Annotated in this window: 15 protein-coding genes; 6 read left to right on the forward strand and 9 right to left on the reverse strand. The window is 33.7% G+C overall.

The genetic code is table 11. The features are described from left to right. Window positions 1–17: 17 nt before the first annotated feature. From AC2A1C_RS12890 to AC2A1C_RS12930, 9 genes are all read right to left on the reverse strand, one after another. The gene (locus AC2A1C_RS12890; protein WP_484026185.1) at window positions 18–887 is read right to left on the reverse strand and encodes a hypothetical protein; all 870 of its coding nucleotides are present in this window, start codon (window positions 885–887) and stop codon (window positions 18–20) included. Between the two features lie 93 nt (window positions 888–980). Beyond that, window positions 981–1,529, reverse strand: a complete 549-nt coding sequence (locus AC2A1C_RS12895) for an FHA domain-containing protein (RefSeq protein ID WP_484026187.1) — start codon at window positions 1,527–1,529, stop codon at window positions 981–983. 25 nt (window positions 1,530–1,554) lie between these two features. Continuing rightward, window positions 1,555–2,217 (reverse strand): FHA domain-containing protein, encoded by a 663-nt coding sequence (locus AC2A1C_RS12900; RefSeq protein ID WP_484026188.1) that lies wholly within the window; start codon window positions 2,215–2,217, stop codon window positions 1,555–1,557. Window positions 2,218–2,226: 9 nt separating this feature from the next. Beyond that, the gene (locus AC2A1C_RS12905) at window positions 2,227–2,880 is read right to left on the reverse strand and encodes a LytTR family transcriptional regulator DNA-binding domain-containing protein (protein ID WP_484026189.1); all 654 of its coding nucleotides are present in this window, start codon (window positions 2,878–2,880) and stop codon (window positions 2,227–2,229) included. A 21-nt stretch (window positions 2,881–2,901) separates the two neighbouring features. Next, window positions 2,902–3,456, reverse strand: coding sequence for a tetratricopeptide repeat protein (locus tag AC2A1C_RS12910; RefSeq protein ID WP_484026202.1), 555 nt, complete (start codon window positions 3,454–3,456; stop codon window positions 2,902–2,904). Continuing rightward, window positions 3,363–4,127 carry a tetratricopeptide repeat protein gene (locus AC2A1C_RS12915; protein ID WP_484026190.1) on the reverse strand — a complete coding sequence of 255 codons (765 nt, stop codon included), beginning with the start codon at window positions 4,125–4,127 and terminating at the stop codon, window positions 3,363–3,365. The genes AC2A1C_RS12910 and AC2A1C_RS12915 overlap by 94 nt, the downstream gene beginning before the upstream one ends. A gap of 58 nt (window positions 4,128–4,185) precedes the next feature. Beyond that, window positions 4,186–6,426, reverse strand: coding sequence for a serine/threonine protein kinase (locus AC2A1C_RS12920; protein WP_484026192.1), 2,241 nt, complete (start codon window positions 6,424–6,426; stop codon window positions 4,186–4,188). Between the two features lie 77 nt (window positions 6,427–6,503). Beyond that, window positions 6,504–7,229: a PP2C family protein-serine/threonine phosphatase gene (locus tag AC2A1C_RS12925; RefSeq protein ID WP_484026193.1), complete on the reverse strand. Its 726-nt coding sequence runs from the start codon at window positions 7,227–7,229 to the stop codon at window positions 6,504–6,506. Window positions 7,230–7,434: 205 nt separating this feature from the next. Beyond that, window positions 7,435–9,066 carry a leucine-rich repeat domain-containing protein gene (locus tag AC2A1C_RS12930; protein WP_484026194.1) on the reverse strand — a complete coding sequence of 544 codons (1,632 nt, stop codon included), beginning with the start codon at window positions 9,064–9,066 and terminating at the stop codon, window positions 7,435–7,437. A 94-nt stretch (window positions 9,067–9,160) separates the two neighbouring features. Here AC2A1C_RS12930 and AC2A1C_RS12935 point away from each other — a divergent pair, with 94 nt between their 5' ends. From AC2A1C_RS12935 to AC2A1C_RS12960, 6 genes are all read left to right on the forward strand, one after another. Next, window positions 9,161–10,753 carry a hypothetical protein gene (locus AC2A1C_RS12935; protein WP_484026196.1) on the forward strand — a complete coding sequence of 531 codons (1,593 nt, stop codon included), beginning with the start codon at window positions 9,161–9,163 and terminating at the stop codon, window positions 10,751–10,753. 131 nt (window positions 10,754–10,884) lie between these two features. Further along, window positions 10,885–11,295 carry a 30S ribosomal protein S12 gene (rpsL, locus tag AC2A1C_RS12940; protein WP_484026197.1) on the forward strand — a complete coding sequence of 137 codons (411 nt, stop codon included), beginning with the start codon at window positions 10,885–10,887 and terminating at the stop codon, window positions 11,293–11,295. A gap of 22 nt (window positions 11,296–11,317) precedes the next feature. Further along, a complete protein-coding gene (gene rpsG, locus AC2A1C_RS12945; RefSeq protein ID WP_484026198.1) occupies window positions 11,318–11,794 on the forward strand; it encodes a 30S ribosomal protein S7 in 477 nt (158 codons plus the stop codon). A 6-nt stretch (window positions 11,795–11,800) separates the two neighbouring features. After that, on the forward strand, window positions 11,801–13,918 hold the full coding sequence (fusA, locus tag AC2A1C_RS12950) for an elongation factor G (RefSeq protein WP_484026199.1): 2,118 nt from the start codon (window positions 11,801–11,803) through the stop codon (window positions 13,916–13,918). A gap of 18 nt (window positions 13,919–13,936) precedes the next feature. Further along, window positions 13,937–14,242, forward strand: a complete 306-nt coding sequence (gene rpsJ, locus AC2A1C_RS12955; protein WP_069800872.1) for a 30S ribosomal protein S10 — start codon at window positions 13,937–13,939, stop codon at window positions 14,240–14,242. A gap of 78 nt (window positions 14,243–14,320) precedes the next feature. After that, window positions 14,321–14,788 carry a low affinity iron permease family protein gene (locus AC2A1C_RS12960; protein WP_484026201.1) on the forward strand — a complete coding sequence of 156 codons (468 nt, stop codon included), beginning with the start codon at window positions 14,321–14,323 and terminating at the stop codon, window positions 14,786–14,788. Window positions 14,789–14,842: the final 54 nt, after the last annotated feature.

Genomic DNA, 14,842 nt, shown 5'->3' on the forward strand with positions numbered 1-14,842 from the left:
GCTTGATGATTAGTGGGTTATACATTTTCAGAGATATCATCCAAGTCTACATCATCATTTAAACTATCATCATCTTCATCATCTGATTCATAATCATCATCCACATCTTCTATGAAATCTTCATTGTCAGAATAATCATCATCTTCTACATAACTATCGGAAACATCATAATCTTCGGTATAGTCTTCAGAATAATCATCAGAATCTGTTTCAAAACTATTTTCATCGATTGAAATTTCTTCGTCCGAAATGTATTCATCATTAATGACAATATCTTCAGCAGACACATCATTAAGATCCACCAAAATTTCATCTGAATGGATGTAATCTATCATTTCAGAATCCACACTGAAATCTGTATCTTCAATAAAATCATCTACAATGTCCTGATCAATTCCTTCATGTTCTATAACATCAGAAATATCATCTATTTCAATAGCATCATAATGAGCATCAGTATCATCTGTTATAGTTTCCGGAATATTATTTTCATCCGGAATGTTTTGTTCTTCATTCTGGTCATGATTTTCATCCATGTCTTTATCTGTTGCTACAACAGCTTCAGAATTTTCTGCATTGGGCATTTCGCTGTGAGCAGAATCATCAGTCTCATTTTCAGTTATCGTTTCTTCCACATCTACATTATTTTGCAGGAATGGTGAAAGAAATCTTTCCAATTCGTCCGGAAGCATGTTTTCCCATTGTTCTTTAGGAATGTCTATTACATGCTGGAAAGTTTCATACGCAAGGAAAACTCCACCTCCTATTGTAAGAGCCTTGAAAATATTGTTGGGATTTTCTTTTAGAACTTCCATTTGTTCCTCAGAAAGGTTGGCCAACTTATATTTGTCACTTCCTTCTACTGGTAATAATACGGTTTGATCCATTTTTTTTGTTTTTGTTGAGACGAAATTAGTTCGATTTTTACGTTTCAGAAAAAATAGTGTATGAAACTGATATTTTTCTGTATGAAGTATTTTTTAGCAGATTTCGATGATGGTTTGCCCGATTCTGATTTGGTTTTTTGAGTTGATATATAAAGCTTCATCAGGAGACAGTTCATTATCATCAATATACGTTTTATTAAGGCTCCCCAAATCCTGAATACTTACTTTATTATTCTTGCTGTTTACTTTGAGCTCGCAATGTTTTGAAGAAACAAATTTGTCCGGAATATTGATGCGTTGAATTGTTTTTCCTTCTTCGTTAGTCCCTGTTTCAGAATTCAGTTCTTTTCCACGACCAATAACAATGGAAGTGGCTTCTGCTTTCATTAGGGTTTTTTGTTCATCGTTTACATTGATTTTAAGATAGAGATCATCAACAGAAACTTTATTTCCAAAAACTAATTCTGTGGCGGTTTTGAAATTGTCATACAAATCAGCTCGGATTTTCGTGACATTCAATTGTACTTTGTTTCCACAGCTTTGACATTGGTGTATTTTTTTGTCTACTTTTTCCCGAAACCAGTCTGGGGAAATAGAGTTCTGTGTTCCACATTTTTTGCATTTATATTTAAAATCGTTCATATCTGTTGAAATTTATAAACTTTGATTAGGCTGAATCTTTCCAGCTGCAATTGCATTTTGGGCATTCACCTTTTTCTTTCCAATAGATCCAACTTTTATTGATGAGCTCAAAATTACATTTCGGACAACGGATTTTTTTAGAATATTGAACATAAAGCAAGTCCAACTGATTTTTTAGCTTGTTATCATTTACCATTAAAGTAGCGATGGTTCCACCTGCAATTCCGACTACCACCATTAGAGTAGAACGCAAGGTGGTATCAATTTTTATGGGTAAAATGAAAATAAGAAGCATCATTGCCAGTGTAATTCCTCCACGAATAAAAAGCGGTTTTATTTTGTAAGTGCTTTTTAGTTTGTTTGCCTTAGAATAATATTCATCATAGAATTCTTTGACCACATTAAATTCCTGAGAAAAATCCAATTGATTATTTTTTTTGAATTCCTGAATCTTTGCCATAAGTTCAGTATTATTAATGACATATTTTCCAAGCTGAATTTTATCTTCAGGCTTTATTTTTTTCGTCATTACGTCTTTATCGTTCACCAAAACACCATTGGCAGAATCCATATCTCTGATAGTCCATTCTCCATTATCATCTATTTCTATCTGAGCGTGCAAACCGCTTACAGTTGGCTGGTCTATAATATAATTGTTATCCGGATTTCTTCCGATCTTAAAAATCATTGCCATAATTTAGTACCACATTATTGTTTTCTTTATTCTTTTGATGTATAGATCACTAAGAATCAGTTTCAGAGGTTCTTTTTCTGTAGAAAGAAAGACTGTATTTTCTTTTATTTTTGAAATTTTATTGATGTTAATGATAAAGGATTTTCCAATTCTCTGAAAATTAGGAGTCAGACACAGATTTTTTTCAAGAATATTTAATTGAAGAGTTACCGTTTTTTTCACTCCGGAAGAAAGATAGAGGGTAGTATAATTGCCTTCTCCGGTACAGAAACAGATTTCTCTTGTATCAATTACATCCATTCCGCCCTTGAAGGGGATTTTCAATTTTTTAGGAATTTCCCGAGAATCGTACCGGAACATCAATCGGTCTTTGAATAATGAGAATGCTGGAAAAAGATTGGCTTCTTCTAAGTGAAGAAAATGATAGACATTTGCAGTCCAAGCCAATTCAGCAAGATGTTTATTAGCAGAAACTATTACTATACTCAGAGAAGAGTATTGCTGTATAAGATTTCTTAAAAGTAAACGATTTTTCGGAGTATCATTGTCTAAATAAACATACACAAAATTATGAAGAACATATTGCTTGAGGCTCTCTTCCAGCTTAGTAAGAGTGTCTACCAAACTGGTATTTTTAAAATTGACAAATTTTTCCATGGTTATAATTTGGTTTAGAGCTTAGTAGTTTTTAAGATTTTCATAACTTTTACAACCTTCCTGAAAGCCTCCATCACAAGCTTTTTTATACCAGTATTTCGCTTGGGTATAATCTTGTTTTACTCCCTCTCCATTTTGATAGAGTACTCCTAAATTTTGCATAGAAGAATAATTTCCGTTATCAGCAGCAGCTTTATGTTTTTCAAAAGCTTTTTCAAAATCTATTTCCGTTCCAAGACCGGTCTGATACATATATCCAGCATAAGCCATAGCTGAAGAATTTCCTTTTTCCGCAGCTTTATTAAACCAATCTAATGCAGTGTAATAATCTTGTGTAACTCCGGAACCTTCATAATGCATAAGTCCTACACTGAACATTGCATTTGAATTTCCCATATTTGCTGCTTTTTCGTACCAATATTTTGCCGTAGAAAGACTTTTTGGTGTGGATACTCCATTTTCGTAAAAATAACCAAGATTGGTCATGCATTTTTCACTTCCTTTTTCTGCACCTTTTTTGTACCAGTAGAAAGCAGTGTCGTTATCTTTGCTTCCGCCGATTCCGTTTTCATTAATATAACCAAGATCGAAAAATGCATCAAGATTTCCTCGATCTGCTGCTGCTTCATACCAATATTTTGCAGATTTATAATCCGTGTAGTTCCAATACCATTTTGGTACATATACCCAACATTTCTCATTCCTACAACACTTCCTGCTTCTGCTCCTTTTTTGTACCATTTGAAGGCTTCATTCTGATTTTTTTCAACACCATAACCGTTATCATAAAGATGCCCTAAATTATTCATTGCACCGGAATTTCCTTTATCTGCCGCTTTTTGATACCAATATTTGGCTTTTTTATAGCTCTGCAAAACACCAATTCCGTTTGCGTAGAGATATCCTAAAGAAAACATATTTTCAGGTTTGCTTTCTATATTATATTCCAGAAATTGAACAGCTTGTGTTGCCTGATCGGTAGTCAGTGTAAAATTATTTAGAAGAGCCTGATAAAGACAATCCGTATAAAGATTAAGGTTTTTATCTGACAGAGAAGATGGTGTAATTTTATTCTGATTGATTGCTACTGAAAAATACTTCAGATTGGTGGCAAATTTTTTCTCATTTCTGCTGTTTGCAGCATCAAGAGCACCTTGCAGAAACTCACTGTATTCTTCTTGTTGAGCTTTTACATTCAAATTAAGAGAAAGGAAGAAGACAAAAAATAATAAGAGTTTTGGGTTCATATTTTTATATTTTTATTTCTTGATATAAATTTTATTGAATATCTGTGTCCGGAATTTTTTATTTCAGACAGTTCAAAAGGCTTTTAGCTTCTGATCCATTTGGATTTTTTGAGAGAGCGTTTCTCAATCTTGCTGTAACCTGATCGCGGCAAATATCATTTTCTTTACAACCGGCACAACCATCTACACTAATCATATTTTTTGCCCATTGCAGATCTTTGTTGTATTGAGCCATATCTGCATCGCTTACTTTTTTATCATTTCCAGTATCGGCTATTATTTCTTTTTTAGAAATTGTTTCTTCTGCTTTTGCATCTTTTATTTTTTGGTTTAAGGCTGCAATTCTGTAATTTACTCTTTCTCTTTCAGAGGTAGCATCAGCAGGAATTGAATTAAGCAAAGCCCTATATTTTGTAATAGCAGTTTCAGGCTTCAAAGAATTTTCAGAACTCAAAATTGCACTGTAAGCAGTTTCAAATCTATTCTTCCAACTGTTGTCTTCTTCAGTAGTTGTATTTTCTTCAGGTGTAGAAGTATTGGTTTGAGCAAGACCCGAGTTTTCTTCTGGTTGAGTTTGAGCGGTCTGAACGGAATCTGTTGGAACTGTAGTTGAAACCGTATTATTTACTACTGGTTCTTTTGGCGTTTTACTGTCAAAAACTCCCATTGCATACAATAATCCGGAAATTCCCAAAATTCCAACTACCAATCCTCCAATCAAAATTCCTTTTCCTGATTTAGATTTTTTTTCAACAGGAGTGTTTACTCTTTCTTGAGGTTTAGGTTCAGAAACTATTTTTTCCTGCTTTACAGGTTCCGGTTTTGGAGTTTCACGAACGGGTGTTTCTGTAAATTCTTGTTTTGGTTTTGGTGTGGAAGGCATCAATTCTGTTGCATCCGAAAAATCATTGGATTTTGTTTCCTGAATTCTGCTTTGTGGAGTGAGAAGCTCAGTTGCGCCGGCTTCTATTTCAGAAATTTTAGAATTAACAGCGGGTATTTGTTTTTCTTCTTCAGCTTTCTTTTGATCAATTTGTTCTTCACAAATTTTTATTTTATCGTTGATTTCTGTTCTGTCCGGGAAAATTTCTTTTGCACTTCCGTAGTAATCAAGAGCTAAATCCAATTCTCCTGCTGCCAACATATTATTTCCTTTTTTCAGGAAAATTCCATATTCACGTTCTTTTCTTTCTTGTTCAAGTTTTTCACGGATTTCGGATTCGATTTTTTCAAGTTCCGTAGTTTTTAAAAATTTCCCTGAAGTTTGATGGATAAGCTGATTGGCCTCCTGAAATTTATTTTCTGCTACCAGATTTTTAATTTCTGAAATTTGAGCATTGTATTGAGGTTCTGTTGCTAATGCCTGAGCAAAATCTTCTGCAGAAGAATAACGTTCTCTATAAATCGGAGCGATGGACTTCATAATAACGGCATCCAAATATCCTGAAACCGAACCATCTTTTCTAATTTCTGAAGGTGGAATAATTTTCTCTCTTCCAGTACTTACCAAACTACTTAAAGGTGGTTTTTCTCCTGTCAAAAGATGATATAAAGTAGCTCCAATTGCATAAGTATCAAAAGTAGCATCAAAGGATTTTAAATTATCAATATCGCCCTGTTCATTTGGAGAATAATGTTTTTTTCGTCCTGTAACAATCTGGCTTGTGGTAGAGGTAATATTATTTGCAACATTGTCATACGAAAGAGCCGAACCAAAATCAATAAGAATAGCATCATCACTACTTTTATCAATAAGAATATTACTTGGACTAATATCAAGATGGAGAATTTTTTTGTTGATTTTAGTATGAATATAATCCACTGCATCCAGAATCTGATTAATATACTTCATGGATTTTTCTTTGTCTAAACGGCCATGTTCTTTCAACATTTCTTCCAAATCAGTACTTTCCACATAATCCATTACCATGTATGCAGTATCATTTTCATGGAAAATATCTCTTGTTCTGATAATATTTTTATGTTGAAGACCACGAATGGTTTTTCCTTCATCCATTTGGTTTTTCACCAATTTCTGAAATTCTTGTTTTTTGTCTACATTGGAAATGCTGATAAGCCCAGTTTGCTCATCACGCTGACAATAATCATTGTAATATAATTCTTTGATTACAACAGTTTCCGGATTTCGGGATTGTACATATTCTTCTCCGTAACCCGATTGTTTGTAGTATCCAATTTCTTCTGCTAAATATGTAATTCCAAATCCGCCCTGTGCAATAAATTTTGTAATTCGGTATTGATTTCGGTTGAGTATGGTTCCGTTTTTTAAGATGCTCATGATTTCTAATAGTTATTATTTTCTTTTAATTAAAAAAGTAGATATTTGTCTTTTCAAAAAGGAATTAAAGATAAGATTTAAACTTCATAATCTGAAATTTTTAATATGATTGCGGTGTAATTGTCATCCGAATTTTCAGCGCATATTGCTGATATTTTTTCTTTAATGGTTTCTACATTATTTTCGGAAACGAAATTTTGGCGAATAAATTCATCATCTACACTTTCCAAAATTCCATCAGAACACAACAGAAAAAAATCTCCCGCAGCGATATTGTCTAAAATATTTACATCAATCAAAGTGCTGTATTCTACACCTTGAATAGCTCGGGTAATTTTGTTACGTTTTGGATGTACTTTCGCTTCTTCCGGAGTAAGAAATCCACTGGCAACAAGCTCATTCACAAAACTGTGATCTTCTGTATGGAATAAAATTTCACCATCTCGGATATGATACACTCGGCTATCGCCAATATGGCCAATTACAGCATTTCCGGATAGGAGTTTCAACATTGTGAGTGTAGTTGCCATTCCTTTTGTATCAGGATTTTCTTGAATATATTCATCGAATTTTTTCTCGGTATCCAAGAGAGCCGCTTCAATATTGGATATAGAAAAATCATTACTCTTCAGAAGAAAATCCGAAAAATATTCACACGCCTTTTTGCTGGCAATATCTCCCCGATTACTACCACCCACTCCATCACAGACCATAAAAAAATTTTGTCCGGCATCCAGAAAAAAAGAGTCTTCATTATAGGAACGCTTTCCCTGACCAGAAATCGAAACATGGTTATTAGTCATTTATTTAAAGGTTTGGTTATACTTTATCTAATCACTTCGGGAAGTGAAATTTATAAAAAAAATATAGTTTTTTTTAAACATCATTTGCTATATAAAAATACTATTATTTTTTGTAATTATTTCACTATTGTAGAAAAAACATAAAAAAATGGAAAAAAAAATCGAAAACCGAAAGGTTTTCGAAAATAATAATTTTAAGTAAAATTTACATTTTAATCCATTTAAATGTCTTTGTACCACTATCTGTTTGAATGGTGATGAGATAAGTTCCTGAAGGCAGATGTTTAACATTGATTTTTGAATTGGAGGTTCTCAAAATCATTTTTCCGCTTAGGTCAAAAACATAGGAATGTTCAATTTTTATATTTTTTGCCTGAATGTTGAGGTAATCTTTTGTAGGATTAGGAAAAATAGTCAGATTTTTAGATACTTCTTCTGTTCCTAAAGCGTTTTCTAATTTTATAGGTTCTCGAAAGAATGAAACTTCCATTAAAAACTCAGGGTAATTTTTCAGGAAATAGGCTTCGCATGTATAGAAATCAAAATCATTATCTTCAACCGCATTGATGGAATAATTGGAGGTTTGAACATTAATATCCTGATCCAATGCTTTAAACCAACGGAATTGATAGTTGTCTCCCGAAATTGATTGTGTCAAATTTGCGCTTTCTCCAATATTTGCAAAAACAGTTGTAGCAGCATCATATCTTTGCGGAGAATAAAGAAAATCCACCATTGAGCTATTATTAGCAGTGAGAAAATCCCGAATTTCATTTTCATTGAAACGATTGTTTTCTACAAAAGTAAGTGCGGGAAGATTCTGAGGGATATTTCCTGAAAGTTTGTTACTGCTGAGAGAAAGCATTTGCAGTTTTGGAAACTGAAGCAATTCCGAAGGGAAATTTCCGGAAAGCAGATTATTATTCAAAAACAACTGCTCTAAATTAGTAAGAGGAAGTAACGGAGAAAAATCTCCAGAAATTTTATTGCGCCCTATATTTAGATGAATCAATTTTTTTAATTGACTTAATTCTGTGGGTAGATTTTCAATTTGATTATTTTCCAGAGAAAGCCATTCTAGATTTGTAAAAGCGGATAGAGGTGCTGCAAAATTTGTAGAAAACTGATTGTTACTAAGATTTAATGTTTTTAGTCCTGTTAATAATAAAATCTCTGATGGAATAACAGTAAGTTGATTTCCGGAAAGGTCTAATTCTGTAAGCGTTGCTAATCCTGAAAGTGCAGAATAATTCTGAGAAATGGCATTATTGCTAAGATTTAAACTTTGCAGATTGCTATAAGTAGAGATTTTTTGTGGAACAGCAGTAAGCCCCAAAGCTGATAAATCCAAAACTTTTATTTGTGTAAAATTTTGTAAAAATCCGTTGATATCCGAAAGGGAAAAGAAATTGTTACCAAAAGAAAGCTCCTGTACTTGAGAAAGTGAGGATAAAGTGAGGGAAGGATCTCCGGAAAGTCTGTTGTTGCTGATATCTATACGAACCAAATTGGAAAGCCCTGAAATTCCTGAAGAAATCTCGCCTTCTAACTGATTGGAACTCAAGTCTAATTTTTCAAGATGGGTGAACGCAGATAAATTTGCAGGAAAATTTCCTTTCAGTGCATTTCCTCGAAGATTGATTTCGGTAACAAATCCATTTTTTACTTTGATTCCGTACCATGTTTTTGGATCTTTTTGTACATCCCAAGCTGAACTCCAATGTTCTCCATTGGTAGAATTGTAAAGAGAAATCAGTGCACTTCTTTCATTATTGGGGATGCTCCATTGTGCAAATATGATATTGGAAATCAGCAAAAAGAATAAAATTTTTTTCACGACTAACAGAATTAAAATGCAAATATAAATTTTAATTGAATTACTATCTGTTTTTAGAAAAAATTAAATGATTATTTTCGCTTAAATTTTTTTGATGCAAAAATATCTATTGTACTTTTTGTTGTTATTTACACTGGTAACAGGGTTTTACTTCTTATATGGATATATGCATTTGGAAGGCTCTCAATTTGTTTATCCATTGGATGACGCGTATATCCATCTTGCAATAGCTCGAAATTTTGCAGATTATGGCGTTTGGTCTATTAATACCCACGGATTTGATAGCGCATCTTCTTCTATATTTTATACACTTATACTCAGTTTGCTGATGAAGGTATTCGGAGAAAGTGTCTATTATCCAATGATTATCAATATTCTTTTTGGATATCTCACCGTGTATTGGTTTTTCAAATATTTTAAAGATTTTTATTCTGAAAAAGAGCTGAAACTGGGATTGCTTTTATTGCTTCCGGTTACCTTATTATATATGATGGTCATTATTGGCATGGAGCATACCTTGCATATGTTGCTTACGGTGATGGCGGTTTATTTTATCCGGAAAAATAGTAATTCGGATTTTGAGGGTTCAGATTTTTTAAAATTGCTAATTGTTATTTTTTTGATAGCGGGAATACGATTCGAGAGCATGTTTTTTACGGTTTCTCTGGCTTTTTCAATTTTTCTGAAAAAAAGATTCGTGAAAGGTTTTTGGATTTTATTCGCAGGTTTTTTGCCAATAATAATTTTCGGGGTAATTTCTATTAGGAATGGAGGATATTTTTTTCCTAATTCTGTTATCATAAAAGGAACTTATCCGAATGGAAATTTATTAAATAGTGTTTGGGGAATTTTTAAGCAAGGCATTTTATTTAACGGGGCTTTCTACAAACTATTTCTATTTCCGTTTATGTGCATTACAATCTATTTATTGGATAAATATAGAACTGCTTCCATTTGGAGATGTGTACAAAACGAACCGTTGATTGTAACTGTTGTTGGTATCGCTATATTTCAAAGTCTTTTTGGATTAATAAAATACAGGTACGAAAATTATATAATGATTGCATTATTAATGGTCGTAATTCCGATAGTTGTTTCTTTTTATAAAAAAGAGAGGATTCAGAAATCGGTTCGATTCTTTTTTTTAGGGTCGTTTTTCCTTTTTGGAATGATTGGTTTTTATAGATTTTTTTATCATCATTCCGCTTTAAGAATAGCTTCTGAAAATGTTTCTGAACAACAGGTAGAGATGGCGATGTTTCTAAAGCAATTCTATAAAAATGAGAAAATAGTTGCAAACGATATTGGAGCTATCTCATATTTTGGGCAGGTCAAATTGTTGGATATGGTAGGTTTGGGTTCTACAGATGTTGCAAAATTTAAAATTGAAAACAAGTCTGAAAACGAGAAGGTATTTAAATCAAAGTATGAAAAATTTCTTTCAGATTATATTTTGCAAAACCATTACAAGATAGCAATAATATATCCCGAATGGTTTCCTAATAAGAAAGTACCATCGTATTGGATTCCTGTAGCTTCGTGGACTATTCAGGAAAATAAAGGAACTGCTATTGATAGAGTTGTTTGGTATGCTTTTAATAAAAAAGATGTAGCTACTTTAAGAACAAATCTTGGAAGATTTTCTTTAAACAAGAATGTTGAGCAGTGGTTTTATATATACAAATGAAATTGCGAAAAATAAGTTTGACCATATCTCCATGATTAATAGAAAATTAAGTTTGAAAATTATTTCTAAATAAGCTATTGCTAGTTCAAAAATATTCCTTACTTTTGCACCCTAAAATATAAAGCAATCAAATGCCTACTATTCAACAATTAGTAAGAAAAGGAAGAGCCACACTTGCCAAGAAGAGCAAATCGGCTGCTTTGGATTCTTGTCCTCAAAGAAGAGGCGTATGTACGAGAGTATATACTACTACTCCTAAGAAACCAAACTCTGCACTTAGAAAAGTTGCAAGGGTAAGACTTTCTAATGGAAAAGAAGTAAACGCCTATATCCCGGGAGAAGGACATAACCTCCAAGAGCACTCGATAGTATTGGTACGTGGCGGAAGAGTAAAAGATTTACCGGGAGTACGTTATCACATTGTTCGTGGTGCTTTAGATACTGCCGGAGTAAACGGAAGACTTCAGAGAAGATCTAAGTACGGTGCTAAAAGACCTAAACCAGGACAGGTTGCTGCTCCTGCAAAAGGTAAGAAAAAGTAATCATTAAACAAGGTACAAAACAATGAGAAAAACAAAAGCGAAAAAAAGACCGTTGTTACCAGATCCGAAATTTAATGATCAACTGGTAACAAGATTTGTAAATAACTTGATGCTTGATGGTAAAAAATCAATCGCATTCAAGATTTTCTACGATGCATTAGATGTTGTAGAAAGCAAAAAAGGAGATAGTGAAAAGTCTTCTTTGGAAATCTGGAAAGATGCTCTTACTAATGTAATGCCTCACGTAGAAGTGCGTTCAAGAAGAGTTGGTGGTGCTAACTTCCAAATTCCTATGCCAATCAGAGCTGATAGAAAAATTTCTATGGCAATGAAATGGTTAATCAAATATGCTAAAGCAAGAAATGATAAGTCTATGGCTTTGAAACTTTCTGCTGAAATCCTTGCTGCTTCTAAAGAGGAAGGTGCTGCATTCAAAAAGAAAACGGATACTCACAAAATGGCAGAAGCTAACAAAGCTTTCTCGCACTTCAAATTCTAATCTGAAATGGGAAGAGATCTTAAATATACACGTAATATTGGTATCGCTGCTCACATTGATGCGGGGAAAACTACCACTACAGAAAGGATTTTATTCTATACAGGTAAAACTCACAAAATTGGTGAGGTTCACGAAGGTGCCGCTACAATGGACTGGATGGAACAAGAAGCTGAAAGAGGTATTACCATTACTTCAGCTGCTACAACTTGTAACTGGAATTTCCCAACAGATCAAGGTAAATCTTTACCTGAAACTAAACCTTATCACTTCAACATCATTGATACACCGGGACACGTAGACTTCACAGTAGAAGTAAACAGATCTTTGAGAGTATTGGATGGTCTTGTATTCTTATTCTCTGCAGTAGATGGAGTAGAGCCTCAGTCTGAAACAAACTGGAGACTTGCTGACAACTACAAAGTTGCGAGAATGGGATTCGTAAACAAAATGGACAGACAAGGTGCTGATTTCCTTAACGTTGTTAATCAGGTTAAAGAAATGTTAGGATCTAATGCAGTTCCAATCGTTTTACCAATCGGTGCTGAAGAAGATTTCAAAGGTGTTGTAGACTTAATCAAAAACAGAGCTATTATCTGGGACGAAGCAGGACAAGGTGCAACTTTTGAAGTAGTTCCAATTCCTGATGATATGAAGGATGAAGTTTTGGAATACAGAGAAAAATTGGTAGAAGCTGTTGCTGATTATGATGAAACTTTGATGGAGAAATTCTTCGAAGATCCAGATTCTATTACAGAAGACGAAATCAATGAAGCTCTTAGAAAAGCGACTATCGACCTTTCTATTATTCCAATGACTTGTGGTTCTTCTTTCAAAAATAAAGGAGTACAGTTTATGTTGGATGCAGTTTGCAAATATCTTCCTTCTCCATTGGATAAAGATGATATCAAAGGAACTGACCCAAGAACTGACGCTGAAATCACAAGAAAACCAGATGTAAAAGAGCCTTTCTCTGCATTAGCTTTCAAAATTGCTACTGACCCATTCGTTGGAAGATTAGCATTCTTCAGAGCGTATTCAGGAAGGTTGGATGCAGGTTCTTATGTTTTGAACACAAGATCTGACAACAAAGAAAGAATCTCAAGAATCTATCAAATGCACGCTAATAAGCAAAATCCTGTAGAATTTATTGAAGCAGGAGATATTGGTGCAGCTGTAGGATTTAAAGATATTAAGACAGGAGATACATTATCTGATGAAAAGAACCCGATCGTTCTTGAATCTATGATCTTCCCAGATCCGGTAATTGGTATCGCTGTTGAACCTAAAACGAAAGCTGACCAGGATAAAATGGGTAACGCTTTAGCTAAATTGGCTGAAGAAGATCCTACTTTCCAGGTTAAAACTGACGAAGCTTCCGGACAAACAATTATCTCAGGAATGGGAGAGCTTCACTTGGATATCATCGTTGATCGTATGAGAAGAGAGTTCAAGGTAGAAGTAAACCAAGGACAACCACAAGTAGAATACAAAGAAGCTCTTACACAAAAAGCTAACCACAGAGAAGTTTACAAAAAGCAATCCGGTGGTAGAGGTAAGTTCGCTGATATCGTATTTGAAATTGGTCCTGCAGATGAAGGAAAAACAGGTCTTGAATTCATCAACGAAATTAAAGGTGGTAACATTCCTAAAGAATTTATCCCTTCAGTTGAGAAAGGTTTCAAAGAATCAATGAAAAATGGTCCATTAGCTGGATTTGAAGTTGAAGCAATGAAAATCACCTTGAAAGATGGATCTTTCCACGCAGTTGACTCTGATCAATTGTCTTTCGAATTGGCTGCCAAAATGGGATTCAAAGAAGCAGGTAGAGCTGCAAAAGCAGTAATCATGGAACCAATCATGAAGCTAGAAGTAGTAACTCCTGAAGAATATATGGGTGATATCGTTGGAGACCTTAATAGAAGGAGAGGTACTGTAAACGGTATGGATGACAGAAATAATGCTAAAGTAATCAAAGCTTTTGTACCACTTTCTGAAATGTTTGGTTATGTAACTTCGCTTAGAACATTATCTTCTGGTAGAGCAACATCTTCTATGGAATTTGAAAGATATGAAGCTGCTCCTCAGAATATTGCTGAAGATGTAATCGCTAAAGCGAAAGGTTAATCTTAAAACTAAATTAAAATGTCACAAAGAATCAGAATAAAATTAAAGTCTTACGATTACAATTTGGTAGACAAATCTGCTGAAAAAATCGTGAAAACTGTAAAAGCTACTGGTGCTGTTGTTAATGGTCCTATTCCGTTGCCAACTCATAAGAGAATCTTCACAGTATTGAGATCTCCGCACGTAAATAAGAAAGCAAGAGAACAGTTCCAACTTTCTGCTCACAAGAGATTGATGGATATCTATTCTTCTTCTTCTAAAACGGTAGACGCTTTAATGAAACTTGAACTTCCAAGTGGAGTTGATGTGGAAATCAAAGTTTGATAAATAATGGATTTATCATAATTATAAAGATCCGTTCCTTTTAAGGAGCGGATTTTTTATTTAACTTTGATATAAAACATGACAATGGAAAAGTTTAATCAAGGAATATTTGAAAGATTTGCGACATGGGCTACAAAATTCACAGGTAGTTCTATCGCATTTATAATTGCAGTATTAGTTATAATTATTTGGAGCATAACAGGGCCTTTGTTTAATTTTTCGCAAACATGGCAGCTCGTAATTAACACAGGAACAACTATTATTACTTTTTTGATGGTTTTTCTTATTCAAAAAACTCAGAATAAAGACTCAAAAGCTATTCAGATTAAACTGAATGAGCTGATAGCAGCCAATGAAAAAGCAAGCAATAGAATTGTAGATATCGAAGATCTTTCTGAGAAAGAGTTGGATCAAATTCATCATTTTTATGAAAAACTTGTGATTTTGGCTAAAAAAGATAATGATATTCACATGTCTCATTCCATTGATGCCGCACATAAAAATCACGAATCAAAGAATCGATTTTCCAAAAAAGAACATTTGTAATTTGCCATAAACCCTATTAAATCTGTGATTTTATAGCTTTTTGACCAATTTTAA

The organism is Chryseobacterium sp. HNCC26DJ241 (genome assembly GCF_057180505.1).

Excerpts from the sequence above, each read along its gene's own strand:
- AC2A1C_RS12920 (WP_484026192.1), bottom strand. The coding sequence starts at position 6,426 with ATGAGCATCTTAAAAAACGGAACCATACTCAACCGAAATCAATACCGA.
- rpsJ (WP_069800872.1), top strand. The coding sequence starts at position 13,937 with ATGTCACAAAGAATCAGAATAAAATTAAAGTCTTACGATTACAATTTG.
- AC2A1C_RS12925 (WP_484026193.1), bottom strand. The coding sequence starts at position 7,229 with ATGACTAATAACCATGTTTCGATTTCTGGTCAGGGAAAGCGTTCCTAT.
- AC2A1C_RS12900 (WP_484026188.1), bottom strand. The coding sequence starts at position 2,217 with ATGATTTTTAAGATCGGAAGAAATCCGGATAACAATTATATTATAGAC.
- AC2A1C_RS12895 (WP_484026187.1), bottom strand. The coding sequence starts at position 1,529 with ATGAACGATTTTAAATATAAATGCAAAAAATGTGGAACACAGAACTCT.
- AC2A1C_RS12960 (WP_484026201.1), top strand. The coding sequence starts at position 14,321 with ATGACAATGGAAAAGTTTAATCAAGGAATATTTGAAAGATTTGCGACA.
- AC2A1C_RS12905 (WP_484026189.1), bottom strand. The coding sequence starts at position 2,880 with ATGGAAAAATTTGTCAATTTTAAAAATACCAGTTTGGTAGACACTCTT.
- rpsL (WP_484026197.1), top strand. The coding sequence starts at position 10,885 with ATGCCTACTATTCAACAATTAGTAAGAAAAGGAAGAGCCACACTTGCC.
- AC2A1C_RS12915 (WP_484026190.1), bottom strand. The coding sequence starts at position 4,127 with ATGAACCCAAAACTCTTATTATTTTTTGTCTTCTTCCTTTCTCTTAAT.
- rpsG (WP_484026198.1), top strand. The coding sequence starts at position 11,318 with ATGAGAAAAACAAAAGCGAAAAAAAGACCGTTGTTACCAGATCCGAAA.
- AC2A1C_RS12935 (WP_484026196.1), top strand. The coding sequence starts at position 9,161 with ATGCAAAAATATCTATTGTACTTTTTGTTGTTATTTACACTGGTAACA.
- AC2A1C_RS12890 (WP_484026185.1), bottom strand. The coding sequence starts at position 887 with ATGGATCAAACCGTATTATTACCAGTAGAAGGAAGTGACAAATATAAG.
- fusA (WP_484026199.1), top strand. The coding sequence starts at position 11,801 with ATGGGAAGAGATCTTAAATATACACGTAATATTGGTATCGCTGCTCAC.